The 14,210-nt window shown below is 63.1% G+C and carries 14 protein-coding genes; 9 read left to right on the forward strand and 5 right to left on the reverse strand.

Annotated elements, in window-relative coordinates; all coding sequences use genetic code 11:
- Window positions 1–8 precede the first annotated feature (8 nt).
- The 6 genes from AC1DLO_RS17690 (at window position 9) to AC1DLO_RS17715 (ending at window position 5,874) form a co-directional block, all read left to right on the forward strand.
- Entirely contained in the window at window positions 9–1,346 is a 1,338-nt protein-coding gene (locus tag AC1DLO_RS17690) for an MFS transporter (RefSeq protein WP_476890983.1), read from the forward strand.
- Window positions 1,346–2,245 carry a transketolase gene (locus AC1DLO_RS17695; protein WP_476914543.1) on the forward strand — a complete coding sequence of 300 codons (900 nt, stop codon included), beginning with the start codon at window positions 1,346–1,348 and terminating at the stop codon, window positions 2,243–2,245. Before AC1DLO_RS17690 ends, AC1DLO_RS17695 begins: the two co-directional genes overlap by 1 nt.
- The gene (locus AC1DLO_RS17700) at window positions 2,242–3,249 is read left to right on the forward strand and encodes a transketolase family protein (RefSeq protein ID WP_476890985.1); all 1,008 of its coding nucleotides are present in this window, start codon (window positions 2,242–2,244) and stop codon (window positions 3,247–3,249) included. The genes AC1DLO_RS17695 and AC1DLO_RS17700 overlap by 4 nt, the downstream gene beginning before the upstream one ends.
- A 122-nt stretch (window positions 3,250–3,371) precedes the next feature.
- A complete protein-coding gene (locus tag AC1DLO_RS17705) occupies window positions 3,372–4,031 on the forward strand; it encodes a GntR family transcriptional regulator (RefSeq protein ID WP_476890986.1) in 660 nt (219 codons plus the stop codon).
- A gap of 128 nt (window positions 4,032–4,159) precedes the next feature.
- Window positions 4,160–5,575, forward strand: a complete 1,416-nt coding sequence (locus AC1DLO_RS17710) for an MFS transporter (RefSeq protein ID WP_476890987.1) — start codon at window positions 4,160–4,162, stop codon at window positions 5,573–5,575.
- A 116-nt stretch (window positions 5,576–5,691) separates the two neighbouring features.
- A complete protein-coding gene (locus tag AC1DLO_RS17715) occupies window positions 5,692–5,874 on the forward strand; it encodes a hypothetical protein (RefSeq protein WP_476914544.1) in 183 nt (60 codons plus the stop codon).
- A 229-nt stretch (window positions 5,875–6,103) separates the two neighbouring features.
- On the opposite strand, the gene AC1DLO_RS17720 is transcribed toward AC1DLO_RS17715, so the two are convergent.
- Together AC1DLO_RS17720 and AC1DLO_RS17725 are read right to left on the reverse strand one after the other, a co-directional pair.
- Window positions 6,104–8,494 carry an ATP-binding cassette domain-containing protein gene (locus AC1DLO_RS17720; RefSeq protein WP_476914552.1) on the reverse strand — a complete coding sequence of 797 codons (2,391 nt, stop codon included), beginning with the start codon at window positions 8,492–8,494 and terminating at the stop codon, window positions 6,104–6,106.
- A gap of 56 nt (window positions 8,495–8,550) precedes the next feature.
- Entirely contained in the window at window positions 8,551–8,910 is a 360-nt protein-coding gene (locus AC1DLO_RS17725) for a VOC family protein (protein WP_476890990.1), read from the reverse strand.
- A gap of 156 nt (window positions 8,911–9,066) precedes the next feature.
- Between AC1DLO_RS17725 and AC1DLO_RS17730 the strand changes: the two genes are divergently transcribed.
- Window positions 9,067–9,564, forward strand: a complete 498-nt coding sequence (locus AC1DLO_RS17730; protein ID WP_476890991.1) for a YybH family protein — start codon at window positions 9,067–9,069, stop codon at window positions 9,562–9,564.
- Here AC1DLO_RS17730 and AC1DLO_RS17735 read toward each other — a convergent pair.
- The 3 genes from AC1DLO_RS17735 to AC1DLO_RS17745 all read right to left on the reverse strand — a co-directional run bounded on the left by AC1DLO_RS17735 (window position 9,561) and on the right by AC1DLO_RS17745 (window position 11,481).
- Window positions 9,561–10,031 carry an NUDIX hydrolase gene (locus AC1DLO_RS17735; RefSeq protein WP_476890992.1) on the reverse strand — a complete coding sequence of 157 codons (471 nt, stop codon included), beginning with the start codon at window positions 10,029–10,031 and terminating at the stop codon, window positions 9,561–9,563. The genes AC1DLO_RS17730 and AC1DLO_RS17735 overlap by 4 nt on opposite strands.
- 94 nt (window positions 10,032–10,125) lie before the next feature.
- On the reverse strand, window positions 10,126–10,437 hold the full coding sequence (locus tag AC1DLO_RS17740) for a putative quinol monooxygenase (RefSeq protein WP_476890993.1): 312 nt from the start codon (window positions 10,435–10,437) through the stop codon (window positions 10,126–10,128).
- Window positions 10,438–10,446: 9 nt separating this feature from the next.
- A complete protein-coding gene (locus AC1DLO_RS17745; RefSeq protein ID WP_476890994.1) occupies window positions 10,447–11,481 on the reverse strand; it encodes a LacI family DNA-binding transcriptional regulator in 1,035 nt (344 codons plus the stop codon).
- Between the two features lie 239 nt (window positions 11,482–11,720).
- On the opposite strand from AC1DLO_RS17745, the gene AC1DLO_RS17750 reads away from it, so the two are divergent.
- Together AC1DLO_RS17750 and AC1DLO_RS17755 are read left to right on the forward strand one after the other, a co-directional pair.
- On the forward strand, window positions 11,721–13,076 hold the full coding sequence (locus tag AC1DLO_RS17750) for an NAD(P)H-dependent oxidoreductase (protein ID WP_476890995.1): 1,356 nt from the start codon (window positions 11,721–11,723) through the stop codon (window positions 13,074–13,076).
- Window positions 13,077–13,133: 57 nt separating this feature from the next.
- A complete protein-coding gene (locus tag AC1DLO_RS17755) occupies window positions 13,134–14,171 on the forward strand; it encodes a DctP family TRAP transporter solute-binding subunit (RefSeq protein WP_476890996.1) in 1,038 nt (345 codons plus the stop codon).
- Window positions 14,172–14,210: the final 39 nt, after the last annotated feature.

Consider the following 14,210-nt stretch of genomic DNA (forward strand, 5'->3'; position numbering starts at 1 on the left):
ATTCACCAATGAGCAAAGAAGCTCTGACCATGCGCGGGCCGGTCCACGGCACCAAAGACGCCAGAAGGGTCGCTATCGGCTCCGGCGTGGGCGCAGTCATCGAAACCTATGACTTCATCGGCTTCGGCACCGCGGCTGCCCTGTACTTCGGAACGGCGTTCTTCCCCACGGGCGATCCCGTCACCGGGACCCTCGCCGCTTTCGCCACCCTCGGCGTCGGCTTCGCTGCCCGTCCCATCGGCGGCATCATCGGCGGCCACCTGGGCGACAAGCTGGGACGTAAGCCGGTCCTCGTAGCCTCCTTGATTCTGATGGGTGTGGCCACGTTCCTGATCGGCCTTCTCCCCACGTACACCCAGGTGGGTCTCCTGGCGCCGGCCCTGCTGGTGTTCGTCCGCATCGTCCAGGGCCTGGCGTTCGGAGCCGAGTGGGGCGGGGCCATCCTGATGAGCTACGAGCACGCACCTTGGAAATCCAAGGGGAAATACACGGGCATCGTCCAGGCCGGCTTCCCGGTGGGACTCCTGCTGGCCAACCTGGTCTTCCTCGTCAGCGTGCAGCTCGGCGGTGAACTCGCCTGGCGCATTCCCTTCCTCGCCAGCATCGTCTTGGTTGTTGTCGGCCTGATCATCCGCTCCAAGGTCCCGGAATCCCCGGTCTTCGACGAGGTCAAGGACAGCGGCGCAATCGTGAAGTCGCCTATTGTGGAGGTCCTGAAGACTGACTGGCGCAACATCGTCAAGGGCATCGGTCTCCGAATTGCGGAGACCGCTGGCTACGCCGTCTCCATCACGTACATGATTTCCTACCTGAACAGCCAGCACCTGGCGGACAAGACCCAGACGCTGGTTGCACTCTGCATCGCCTCGGCCATCGGCATCTTCGCCACCCAGGCCTGGGCGCGGCTGACGGACAAGATTGGCCGGCGTCCCGTCTACATCTGGTCCTGCGCCTTTGCCGTGCTCTTCGCCATCCCGATGTTCCTGCTGGTCAACACAGGAATGTTCATCTTCATCATCGCCACGATCGCGGTCTCGTACGGTATCTGCCAGAACTCGCTCGCCGGTGCCCAGGGTCCTTGGTTCCCCGAGCTTTTCCAGGCGAAGACCCGGGCATCCGGCGCATCGTTGGCTTACCAGATCTCCGCCATGGTGTCCGGCTTCACGCCCTTCATCACCACGCTGCTCTTCGTCACCATGGGCTGGATGGGCCCGGCATTGCTCTTCGGCCTGTACGCCGCCATTGGTCTATGGGCAGCCCTCGCCACCCGCGAAACCTGGGGCAAGCGGGAACGCCAGTTGGCCGATGAGGCCACCAAAAGCACTCCCCAGTCGGTGAATGCCTGATGACTGTGGCACAGGACCAACGCTCGGCAGGACGAATCGGAGAAACCGCAATGGAACGCGTCGAACGGGTCAGGGCAGCCGCCAACCGGATCCGGCACCACGCCCTCAACATGGGCGAAGTCCAGGGCCAAGGTTACGTTGGCCAGGCACTCGGAGCTGCGGACATGCTCGCAGCCGTTTACGCGGACCAGCTCCGCTACCGCGCCGATGATCCCGAATGGGAGGGCCGGGACCGCTTCCTGCTCTCCACGGGCCACTACGCAATAGGCCACTACGCAGCACTGGCCGAGGCCGGGATCATTCCCGTGGAGGAACTCGAAAGCTACGGCTCGGACGATTCCCGCCTCCCCATGTCCGGGATGTCAACCTACACGCCCGGCATGGAAATCTCCGGTGGATCCCTTGGCCACGGGCTCTCCATCGCGGTGGGAATGGCCCTTGGCCTCCGGCACCAGCGCTCCAGCGCGAGGGTGTACAACTTCCTCTCCGACGGTGAACTGGACGAAGGATCCACCTGGGAGGCCGCCATGGGCGCACACCACCACCAGTTGGGCAACCTCACTGCCATGGTGGACATCAACGCCCTGCAGGCGGATGGGAAGACGGACACCGTGCTCCGCACGGAGCCCGTCACGGCAAAGTGGGAAGCCTTCGGCTGGTACGCGCAGCGGGTGGACGGGAACGACGTCGGTGGGTTGCTGACGGCGTTCGACAACGCTGCCGCCCAGGCCGCCGCCGTCGGGCGTCCTTCCGTGATCCTGTGCGATACGAAAGTGGGGCGCGGCGTGCCGCTGCTCGAGGAACGCGAAAAGGCGCATTTCATGCGCATCGAAGAACACGAATGGCAGCTTTGCCGCAAGCAACTGACCGCAGGATCCAATGGGAAGGCCGGCCGATGAGCACCGTCAGCGCTTTGAAAAGCAGCTCACCGAAGCTGAAAACCTCGGCGATGATCGCGTCGTTCGCGGATCCAGGGCAAAAGACGTCCTCCGCGCCTTTCGGGCACGCGCTGGTGAAGGCCGCCGAGGCTGATCCGCGAATCGTCGGACTCACCGCCGACCTGGGCAAATACACGGACATGCATATCTTTGCGCAGGCCTTCCCGGAGCGGTTTTTCCAGATGGGCATGGCCGAGCAGTTGCTCTTCGGTGCGGCGGCGGGGTTGGCTGAGACCGGCCTGGTGCCGTTCGCCTCGACCTATTCCGTGTTTGCAGCGCGCCGCGCCTACGACTTCCTGTGCCTCGACATCGCCGAGCCGAACCTGAACGTGAACATTGTGGGCGGCCTCCCGGGGCTGACCACGGGCTACGGCCCCAGCCACCAGGCTACGGAGGACATGGCGATTTTCCGCGGCATGCCCAATCTGACCATCGTTGATCCGTGCGACTCGGTGGACATCGAACAAGCAGTGCCGCAACTGGCAGCCAGCGACGGCCCAACGTACCTGCGCCTTCTTCGAGGCAACGTCCCCACCGTGCTCGACGAGTACGACTACACGTTCGAACTCGGTAAGGCGAAAGTGCTGCGTGGCGGCAACGACGTCGTGTTTGTCTCCAGCGGGTTGATGACCATGCGCGCGCTGCAGGCAGCGGAGGCGCTGGCCGCGCACAAGGTGGATGTCGCCGTCGTGCATGCGCCCACCATCAAACCGTTCGACGCCGCTACCGTCCTGGCGGAACTGAACACCGACCGCCTGGCCGTGACGCTGGAAAATCACAGCGTGGTGGGCGGCTTGTTTGAGACGGTGGCCTCGGCCGTGGTCACGGCTGGCCTGGCCAAGCGGGTGGTTCCGGTAGCGTTACCCGATGAGTTCCTCGACGCCGGCGCGCTGCCCACCCTGCACGAGCGCTACGGATTGTCGGTACAGCGGATCGTGGCGAAAGTCCTGGCGGAACTGGGCTGAGCCGGTGTTCGAGCTGGAGGAGCGCGGAGCGGGCATGGGCCGGTTCCGCGCTTCTGCCGTAACATCAACAGTTAACACACCGACTGTAAACAGTCGACCACTGACATTGAAGGACGGACACGATGGCCGGCGCAACAGCACCCCTTCTGGGACTGGAAAAGAAGAGCCTCCGCGAGCAGGCGCTGTCCGCGCTGCGCACCGCCATCACGAGCGGCGAGCTGGCGCCCGGCCGGCACTTGGTGGAAACCGAATTGTCGGACATGCTCCAGATCAGCCGCGGGACACTCCGCGAGGCCCTGCGCCAACTTGAGCAGGAAGGCTTGCTGTCTGCAGGACCGCGTGGACGGCTTTCCGTCCGCCATCTTGACGCGAAGGAAATCCGCGATATCTACTCCGTGCGCGCCGCTCTGGAGTCCCTCGCCGCGCGCACGCTTTGCGAGTTGCCCGACCGCCAACAAGTGATCACCTCGCTCCGCGCCGCCATCGACGCTATGGCTGCCGCAACCAAGGGGAGCCTCGAGGAGCGGATCGAATCCGACCTGGAATTCCACCGGACCATGTGCCGTTTGACCGGGAACGAGACACTGCTTCATTCGTGGGAATCGTTGGAGGGATCCATCCGGATGTCCATCATGTTCGCGGGGCTGGAAAAGGGCGTCAGGAACATGAGCGTCGAGCGGCACCATGACATCGTGGCCGCCATTGAGACTGGGGATGCGTCCCTGGCACGCAAGACCATCCTCGAGCACATGGACAGCGCTGCCGCTGTGTTGGTTGCATAGAGCCCGGCGGCGGGTGCCCGACGGCGGCGCTTAGCTTTCCCGGTAATCGCGCCACGGTTGGGGGTCACTGCCAGTACCCCTCACGATAGAGACTCCCTCATCTTTTCCGTGGGCTGTTTCCTTAGACCATGACGCACCCTGAAACCACGTTGCCGGCTCCGGTTCCTTCATCGCCCGTGGCCGATGCGCCCCGGGCACGGCTCACGCTCATGATTGCGTCGCTGGGATTCTTCCTGATCACCCTCGACATCTTGATCGTCAATGTCGCGCTCACCAGCATCGGCAAGGAGCTTGGGGGCGGAACAGCCGGCCTGCAGTGGGTGATCGACGGCTACACGCTGATGTTTGCTTCGCTACTGCTGTTCGCGGGGAACCTGTCGGATCGGATCGGCGCGAAAAAGTCACTGGGGTGGGGTATCGCACTGTTTCTGGTCGCGTCAGTTGCATGCGCCCTCGCGCCGACCTCGGGGGTTCTCATTGCCGCCCGCTTCCTCCAAGGAGGTGCGGCGTCGATCATGCTGCCGGCCTCGATGGCACTGATTCGGCAGGCCTTTCCCGATCCCCGCCGTCGTGCACATGCCCTCGGGATCTGGGCGGTCGGCGGGGCCGTGGCCGGAGCCGTGGGACCACTTGTCGGCGGCCTCCTCACCACGCTGAGCTGGCGGCTCGTGTTCGGCATCAACCTTCCCGTGTGCATCGCGATGCTGGTGCTCCTGGCTTCCGTTGCCACATCGCCCCGACGGCCAACTCCGTTCGACTGGGCCGGTCAGGCCGCGGCGATCGTTGCCCTGACCGGCTTGATGTACGGCCTCATCACGGGAGGAACCGAGGGCTTCGGCACGGTGCCCGTCATCGGTAGCTTGGTCCTCGCTGCCATTAGCCTCGCAGCCTTCCTCCTGATCCAGGCGCGTGGCCGGCACCCGATGATGCCGCTTGGGCTGTTTCGATCCACCGGCATGAGAATCTCGCTCTCGGTGGGATTCGCGTTCATGGTGGGCCACTTCGGTACCGTCTTTGTCGTCAGTCTCTTCCTCCAACAGCACCTCGGGCTCACACCGCTTCAGGCCGGGTTCACTTTCCTTCCTTCTGCGGCGTTCAGTATCGCCGGTAACATCGTCAGCGGAAGCTTGTCGAACCGGTTCGGGACACGGGTACCGGTCGTCGTCGGATTGACGTCCATGGTGGTGGGACTCACCGCGATGCTTTTCACGGCGCCGCTGGGATCGCCGCTACTTGTTGGTACCTTCCTGGTTTTCACGGGTTCCGGTGGATCGATCGCGATGCCGCAGGTGACCGCCGTCGTGCTCGCGAGCGTACCGGGCGAAAAGGCAGGTACCGCAAGCGCGGTCTTCAACACGTTCCGACAGGTGGGCGGCGCAGTCGCCATCGCCGTCTTCGGCGCCCTCATCGCCGACCCCGCCGGCTTCGTCCACGGAATGCAGACCAGCTTCATCATCGCGGCGTCCCTTCTCCTGGTCACCGCCCTCGCCAGCCTCTTCATCCACGTGCCGGGCGCTACCAAGGAGAACCAGCCGTCCCGCTAGCTGACCCCCCGACGTACGCCGCCAGGTGCTCGACGGTGAGGGCCGACTTGCCGGAATCCATCCAGGCTGAGGTCGCGCGCACACTCAGCACAATTCCAGTTCGTGCGTCTCGCCAAATGACCTCCACCGAGTATCAGTTTCACGTGAGCGAGATCCTGAGGCTTTTTGACATCGATGCAGTGGGCAGCGAAAAGGGCGTAATTTACGGGGACAAGGGAGTTGAGCTGGAAGATCAGCCTTTACTCTGGGCCATTCGCGTACTCGTGGCGAGGCGATTCGGCATCCCGGAAGCAATATGAATGGGCCGGGCCGGAGGCCCGCACAGAGGGTCCTTCGGATCTAGTGTCTGTCGCGTTTCTGAAGTTGTGGGACCGTACGTTCGAGCTCGTCGTAGATCAGTTCCGATACGCGTCGAGGCACCAGGAACTGCCGGTGAGATGCCCACAAAATGGGTGTCCAGCCGGGGGGAAAGCTGAGTACCACCCCGGCCGAAGCACAAACCCGTGACGCCTTTAAGAGCTTCCTAAGTCACTCCCCGACGTACGCCGCCAGGTGCTCGCCGGTGAGGGTTGAACGCGCGGCGACGAGATTGGCGGGCGTGCCCTCAAACACGACCTTCCCGCCGTCGTGACCGGCGCCTGGGCCGAGATCGATGATCCAGTCGGCGTGCGCCATGACCGCCTGGTGGTGCTCGATGACAATGACCGACTTGCCGGAGTCCACGAGCCGGTCGAGCAAGCCGAGCAACTGTTCTACGTCGGCGAGATGCAAGCCCGAGGTGGGCTCGTCGAGGACGAGTACACCGCCCTTTTCACCCATGTGGGTGGCGAGCTTGATCCGCTGCCGCTCGCCGCCGGAAAGCGTCGTGAGCGGCTGGCCGAGACTGAGGTAGCCGAGTCCGACGTCGGCCAGCCTCTTTAGGATTGCGTGGGCGGCCGGAATGCGGGCCTCGCCGTCGGAGAAGAATTCTTCGGCTTCTTTCACGGGCATCGCCAGCACCTCCGCGATGTTGCGGCCGCCGAGGCGGTATTCGAGCACCGATGCCTGGAACCGTTTGCCTTCGCACTCCTCGCAGGGGGTGGACACGGTGTCCATGAACCCGAGGTCCGTGTAGATGACGCCCGCGCCGTTGCAGGTGGGGCACGCGCCCTCCGAGTTCGCGCTGAACAGCGCCGGCTTCACGCCGTTGGCCTTCGCGAACGCCTTACGAATCGGCTCAAGCAGTCCTGTGTACGTCGCGGGGTTGCTCCGCCGCGAGCCCTTGATCCCCGCCTGATCGATCGACACGACGCCGTCCCTCCCGGACAGCGAGCCGTGAATCAGGGAGCTCTTGCCGGAACCCGCGACGCCGGTGACGACGACAAGGACCCCGAGCGGAATGTCGATGTCGACGTCGCGCAGGTTGTTCGCAGCCGCGCCGCGGATCTCCAGCGCCCCCGCCGGGTTCCGCGTGGTCTCCTTGAGGGCGGCGCGATCGCCAAGGTGGCGGCCGGTCAGGGTGCCGCTGGACCGCAACCCGTCGAGCGTGCCCTCAAACACCACCTCGCCACCGGCGGTGCCCGCGCCAGGGCCGAGGTCGACGACGTGATCGGCGATCGCGATCGCTTCCGGCTTGTGCTCCACGACGAGCACGGTGTTGCCTTTGTCCCGAAGCTGCAGCAGGAGCTTGTTCATGCGCTCGATGTCATGCGGGTGCAAGCCGATGGTGGGCTCGTCAAAGACGTAGGTGACGTCGGTGAGTGAGGAGCCCAGATGCCGGATCATTTTGGTGCGCTGCGCCTCACCGCCGGAAAGAGTACCTGCCGGCCGATCGAGTGAGAGATAACCAAGCCCGATCTCCGCGAACGAGTCGAGGAGGTGCCGCAGCCCTTTGAGCAGCGGGGCAACCGACGGCTCGTCGAGGCCCCGCACCCATTCGGCGAGGTCGCTGATCTGCATGGAACACGCGTCGGCGATGCTGATTCCCTTGATCTTCGACGAGCGGGCCGCCTCGGTGAGCCGGGTGCCATCGCATTCTGGACAGGTGGTGAAGGTGATCGCCCGCTCCACGAAGGCACGGATGTGCGGCTGCATTCCCTCAGGGTCCTTGGAGAGCATGGACTTCTGGATCTTCGGGATCAGGCCTTCGTATGTCAGGTTGATGCCTTCGACCTTGATCTTGGTCGGCTCCTTGTGGAGCAGGTCGTGGAGTTCCCTTTTGGTGTACTTGCTGATCGGCTTGTCCATGTCGAAAAAGCCGRAGCCGCTGAAGATGCGGCCGTACCAGCCGTCCATGCTGTAGCCGGGGATGGTGAGCGCGCCCTCTGCGAGCGACTTGCCGCCGTCGTACAGGGCGGTCAAGTCGAAGTCAGTGACGGAGCCGCGCCCTTCGCAGCGTGGGCACATGCCACCCGTGATGCTGAAACTGCGGCGCTCCTTCGTCGTTGTACCGCCGCGCTCTAAGGTGACCGCGCCGGCGCCGGAGATCGAGGCGACATTGAACGAGAACGCTTGCGGGGATCCGATGTGCGGCTGGCCAAGTCGGCTGAAGAGCATGCGCAGCATGGCGTTCGCATCGGTGGCGGTACCCACCGTGGAACGGGGGTTTGCGCCCATTCGCTCTTGGTCGACGATGATCGCCGTCGTGAGTCCTTCGAGCAGGTCGACGTCCGGCCGGGCCATCGTTGCCATGAACCCCTGCACAAAAGTGCTGTACGTTTCGTTGATCATCCGCTGCGACTCCGCGGCGATCGTGGCGAACACGAGCGAGCTCTTGCCCGAACCGGAGACGCCAGTGAACACGGTCAGCCGGCGCTTTGGCAGCTCGATGCTGATGTCCTTGAGGTTGTTCTCCCGCGCGCCCTGCACCCGGATCAGATCGTGGGTGTCAGCGATGTGCAGCTCAGGCGACTGCGTGTCCGTGCTCGTGGCCGTGCTCATCATGTCTCCATCTCTAAGGCGGGTCGTCTTCGCGGTCTTCGTCGGCGTCTGGTTGGCTATTGAGGATCCTGAAGCAGTCCGAGGACGTTGCCGTCCGGGTCAGTGACGGTGGCTACCAAACGGCCGCCTCCGACGTCGTGGGCTGCTTCGTTCACTGTGGCACCCGCGGCGGTTACTTCAGCCAGCTTCGCTTCGATGTCCGAAACGTGCCAGTAGGCCACGGGCGAGGTCATGTGTTGGGGACCGCCGCCCGGCACCAGACCGATGTGCTGGCCCGCGACGTCGAAGCCGACGTAATAGGGTCCGTCGGCTTGCGGTTGTACGCCAAGCAGTGCGGAATAAACGGCTTTCGCCGCCGCGAGATCGGAAACGGGATGCAGCACGGTCTTGATTCCCTCGTTGGAAGAGTCGCTCATGATCACTCCTGAAGTCATTGCGGGACGAAGCTGGCGTGGACGATGTTGTCCATGACCGCCATTCTAGGCGCGGCCCGTGAGCGGCGCTTCTCCATTCCTGACCGGTCTGGGCGCAAAGGAAATCGGACGTAGACACCGTTCGTCAACGGTGCCACTATGACCGAATACGGCACGCCGCACCTGGCACGCCGCGCCAGGAAAAAAGCGAGGCTGGAGGAACCAATGCACGGGTCCAATCTCGATCTGATGGTGGAGAAATATCATCGGGCGCTCGACGCGTTCGTCACGGGAGACCCGGAGCTGCAGAAGAAGCTGTTTTCGAAGCGGGACGACGTCACGCTCGCCAATCCGCTCGGCCCGCCAGCACGGGGCCGGAACGCGGTCGAGGAGACCATGGACCGGGCAGCGTCCCAGTTGAGGGAGGGCGAGCCGATCAGTTTCGAGCGGATCTCCGGGTATACCGGGACCGAGCTTGCGTACATTGTTGAAATTGAACGGGCCCGGGCCAAGGTAGGCGGGTCTGATGAAGTGTCCCCGATACCCCTTCGGGTGACCACGATTTTCCGATGGGAAGACGGGGAGTGGAAGGTTCTCCACCGTCACGCAGATCCGATACTTTCCCCGCGGCCCATCGAGTCGATCGTGCAGGCCTAAGCGCTCCCGAGGTGCTGGATGAGTGCGTCGAGGATGGGCACCTGCCCGCCCACCAGTTTGGCGCGGGCTATGGTCTCCGTGGCCCACACGGCGTCGTCGATCTCGGGGTAGCTCCGGACAATGCCGGATCCTCGCGGCCACTCCAGCTCAAAGGTGTTGCTTTCAATTCTTTCGGGCGCGAAGTCGGACTCAGCCGCGAAGGCGGTGATGAGCTTGCCCGACGGTTGCCGGAAGGTGCCCAGTTCGAGGTAATCGACGTCGGGCGGGGGAGTGCCCATTTCTTCTGCGAACTCGCGCTTGGCAGCTACCAGCGGGTCCTCGCTTTCGAGGTATTCGCCTTTGGGAATGGACCATGCGCGTTCATCCTTGTGGGACCAGAACGGTCCGCCCATGTGGGCTATCCACACCTCCAATTCCGCTGTGGAGGTCCGACGGTACAACAGAATTCCTGCGCTTCGAACTGTCATTTGCCCAAGGTTATCGGTCGGCGCCGTAGCGCGCTGTTTAAAGCAGGACGACGACGGCGGGAACTTCCCGCCGTCGTCGTCCTGCTTTTTAGCTTTAGAGGGCTCCCTGGACTGAATTTCCCGCAGGGATGGGCTCGTGGCGCATTACGTCGACCGGGCGCTGAAGGAGGCCGTCAAGAGCTGCATTGAGTCTCTTGACCGGCTCCCCGTCGCCGTGGGCGTCAAGCAATTCGGCGGACTCCCATTTCTCGATCATGAGGATCTGGCCGTTGGGTGAGTCGTGGATGGCGTATAGCAGGCAGCCGGGCTCCTGATGGACTTCCGCGATTGCCGGGGACAAGGCCGCGACGACCTGGTCGAACGAGCCTTCCTTTGGAGTGAATGTTGCGGTGACGACGACGGGCATGGATTCTCCTTAGTGAATAGCGGTTTGGGGGAGCGGTGCACAGCTGCTGCGGGGCAGGAAATCCGCCTTGACCTCGATGAAGCGGGGGCCGTCGGGCAATTTGCCCTGCATTCGACCTAGGACGAGTTCGAGGGAATGAACTGCGAGCATGTCGAGCGGCTGCCGGATGACGCTGAGCGGGGGCGACATGAGCTCGGTCCAGGGGTTGTCATCGAAGACGATCACGGAGAGCTCGTCCGGGATCCTCATGCCGCTCTGGACCAGCCGCCGAACCGAGCTTTGAACCTGGGCGGTATTGGCCACGATGAGACCTGTTGGGGGTTGCGGCATGGCAAGAAGGGAGCCGACGGCGTCACCGCCTGAGTCTCCACGGAACGGCACATCGCGGATGAGAAGGGGATCGACGTCGAGGGATGCGTCCTCATGGGCGGCCCGGTATCCGTTGATCCTCGCCCGTCCTGTCGAGGTCTGCCTGGGGCCAGTCACCAGGGCTATCCTTCGATGGCCGAGGCCGATGAGGTACTCCGTGGAACGTCGGGCGGAGTCAAAGTTCTCGATGCTGACGACGTCCACATCGGCGAGTTCCTCGATGGTGCGGTCAACGAACACCACGTTCACGCCCAGATCCTGAAGGCGAGCCCATTTTTCGATGTTTCCCCCGGTTGGGGTTGCTATGACCCCGCTGACGGAGCGATCCAGGAGGGTGTCCAGCGAATCCGCTTCCAGATGCGGGTCCTCTTGCGTTGTCATCAACACCACTTGGACCCCATGGCTGCGGGCTTCCCAGACAATGCGGTCGGCAAGCCGCGCAAAGAAGGGGTTGGACAGATCGGTGACCACCAGTCCAATGGTGAGCGCGTGGCCCGCGCTCAGCTCGCGGGCTGCGGCCCGCGGACGGTAACCCAGTTCATCAATGACCCTGAGGACTTCCTGCCTTTTGGCCGGAGCCACGGGGCCTGAGTCCGGGTTCAGCACCCGGGACACCACGGAGACCGAAACTCCCGCAGTCGCCGCGACGTCGCGGATGGTCGGAGCCTTCTTCACCACTCCTCCTTGGGGGAATTCATTGGGCGTAAGTCCTATGCTTTGCTCCTCGCGGCGGGCCGTCATCATCTTGAATGCACTTGGCTCGGAGTCGTTGACACAGCTTAGCACCGGGTGGTACAAAAGTGGAACCGGTTCCACTCCGGATAGTTTTCAGCCAAACCGCGACAAAGAAGTTGTGCCATCCGCGCAAGCGGCCAGGATTCCTTCGCATCGCACACCAATGAAGAGAGACTCCAGTGAACCTTCACAAACTCCTTGGCGACCGCGAGCAGGAAGGCCGTCCCATCAGGGTCGGCCTCATTGGCGCTGGACGTTACGGCACCATGTACCTCGCCCAGGCCAACAACATTCCGGGGATCCACGTCGTCGCCATTGCCGATATCAACGTGAAGCGTGCCGAAGGTGCCTTCGCCCTTGTCGAATGGCCGTCGGAGCAGATCGCTCCGGACATTGCCACGGCGCTCAAGAACCGCACAACGGCTATTGTGGCCAACGCGGACGAACTCTTCGACGTGGACATCGACGTGATCGTGGAAGCCACAGGCAACCCGATCGTGGGAATCAAGCATGCCCTGCGAGCCATCGAAACCAAGAAGCACATCATCATGGTGACCGTCGAGGCTGACGCGTTGGCGGGGCCCGCCTTGGCCAAGCGTGCAGAAGCGGCCGGCGTCGTGTATTCCATGGCCTACGGCGACCAGCCAGCCCTCATCATGGAATTGGTGGACTGGGCGCGTACCAGCGGATTCGACGTCGTTTGCGCAGGTAAGGGCGCCAAATACCTTGAGCACTACCACGAGATGAACCCGGACAACGTCTGGGAGAACTGGGAATTCTCGAAGGAACTCACGGACTCCGGACAGCTCAACCCGTACATGCACACTTCGTTCCGGGACGGCACGAAAGCGGCAATTGAGATGGCCGCGGTCGCGAACGGCGCGGGCCTGGAACCGTCAGACGCGGGGCTCAGCTTCACGCCGGGCAACGTCGAAGAGATCGCCACGATCTGCCGGCCAAGCGACGTCGGTGGCGCCCTCGCCCACGAAGGCAGCGTGGACGTCATGTCGAGCGTGAACCGCGATGGCAGTTGGATCAGCCACAACACGCAAGAAGGCGTCTTCGTCGTCGTCAAAGCAACAAACGCCTACGTTTCCGGGTGCTTCAACGAATATCCCTGGCATCCGGACCCCACCGGCCAGTACGCCGCTTTGTACCGCCCATACCACTACGTCGGCCTCGAACTGAATGTCTCGATAGCCAATGCTGCGCTTCGGGGAATTGCTACAGGCGCACCGGTCGGCTTCTTCGGAGATGTGGTCGCCACCGCGAAGAAGGACCTCCAGGCCGGCGAGTTCCTCGACGGCGAGGGCGGATTTACGGTGTGGGGCAAGCTGGTCTCGGCCAAGCACTCAGTGGCGACCGGAGCCCTGCCCGTGGCCTTGGCGCACCACGTCGAACTGCGCAACGACGTCGCCAAGGGGGCGATTGTCCGCTGGGAAGACGTCGTCATTGACGACTCGCTGTCCCAGGCGCTTGAACTGCGTCGCGAAACCGAAGCATTCATCGCCCAGGCCGCCCCCGTGGGCGCCTGACTCACCCCCTTGCTTCCGTCATCCGGATCGCATCCTTCCAACGAAGAAAGGCATCGCATGAACACCAAGACACGCGCCATCACCGGAGTAATAGCCTGCGGCCTCGCCGCCTCTGCCCTCGCTGGATGCGCCGCCTCAGGCGCATCCAATGGCGGCCAGGCCGCACCGGTCGCCAAGATCCAATTGTCGATTCCCGATCCGCTCACCTCCTCCGTGGGTGTGTCAGCTCAGCATTTCGCGGACCAGGTAAAGAAGACGTCCAACGGATCGGTGGTGGTCACCGTCGTTCCCAACGGCACGAGCTTCAGCGGCGACCAGAACGCCGCCGTCACCCGGTTGCAGGGCGGTTCCCTGGATGCCCTGATCCTTTCAACGTCGGTATACGCCTCAGTGGTTCCGGAAATGAACGCGATAAGCATCCCTTACTTGTTCAAGGACACCACTGAAGAGGCCGCGTTCCTGGCAGGCAAACCCGGCCAGGACCTGAAGGACAAGCTTGCCAAGAAGGACACTGTCGCGCTGAGCTTCCTCACCAGGACGGGCCGTGAAATTACCAACTCCGTGCGTCCTATTCAGCAACCTTCGGACCTGAAGGGGCTGAAGATCCGCGTCCCAGGCAACACACTGTGGACGGACTTCTTCGGCAAGCTGGGTGCAAGCCCCACCACCATGGCCTTCTCAGAAGTCTTTACCGGGTTGCAGACCGGCACCATCGACGGCCAGGAGAATCCGATCGAGGTGCCCTGGACCAACAAGTTCTCCGAAGTGCAGAAGTATGTGTCGCTGACCAACCACATCAATGATGCCTGGGTGCTCGCGTTGTCGTCGAAGAAATGGGGAACGCTCAGCGCGGACCAGCAAAAGGCACTCACCGACGCCTCCGCTGAAACTGCCACGTTCAAAACCTCCTACGACTCGGAGCAGGCCAAGAAGCAACTGGACGAGCTGACGGCCAAAGGCATGAAAGCCAACGAGCTGAGCGCTGCCAGCATCGAGGAGTTCAAAGCCGTCTCGAAGAGCCTGTACCCGGAGTTCTCGAAGCTCATTGGAAAAGAATTCTTCGACCAAGCGATCGCGTTCACTCCGGCCAAGTAATCCGTCAAGGGGTGGGAGCCTTCCCGGGCTCCCACCCCC

The organism is Arthrobacter sp. 01T419 (assembly GCF_056398865.1).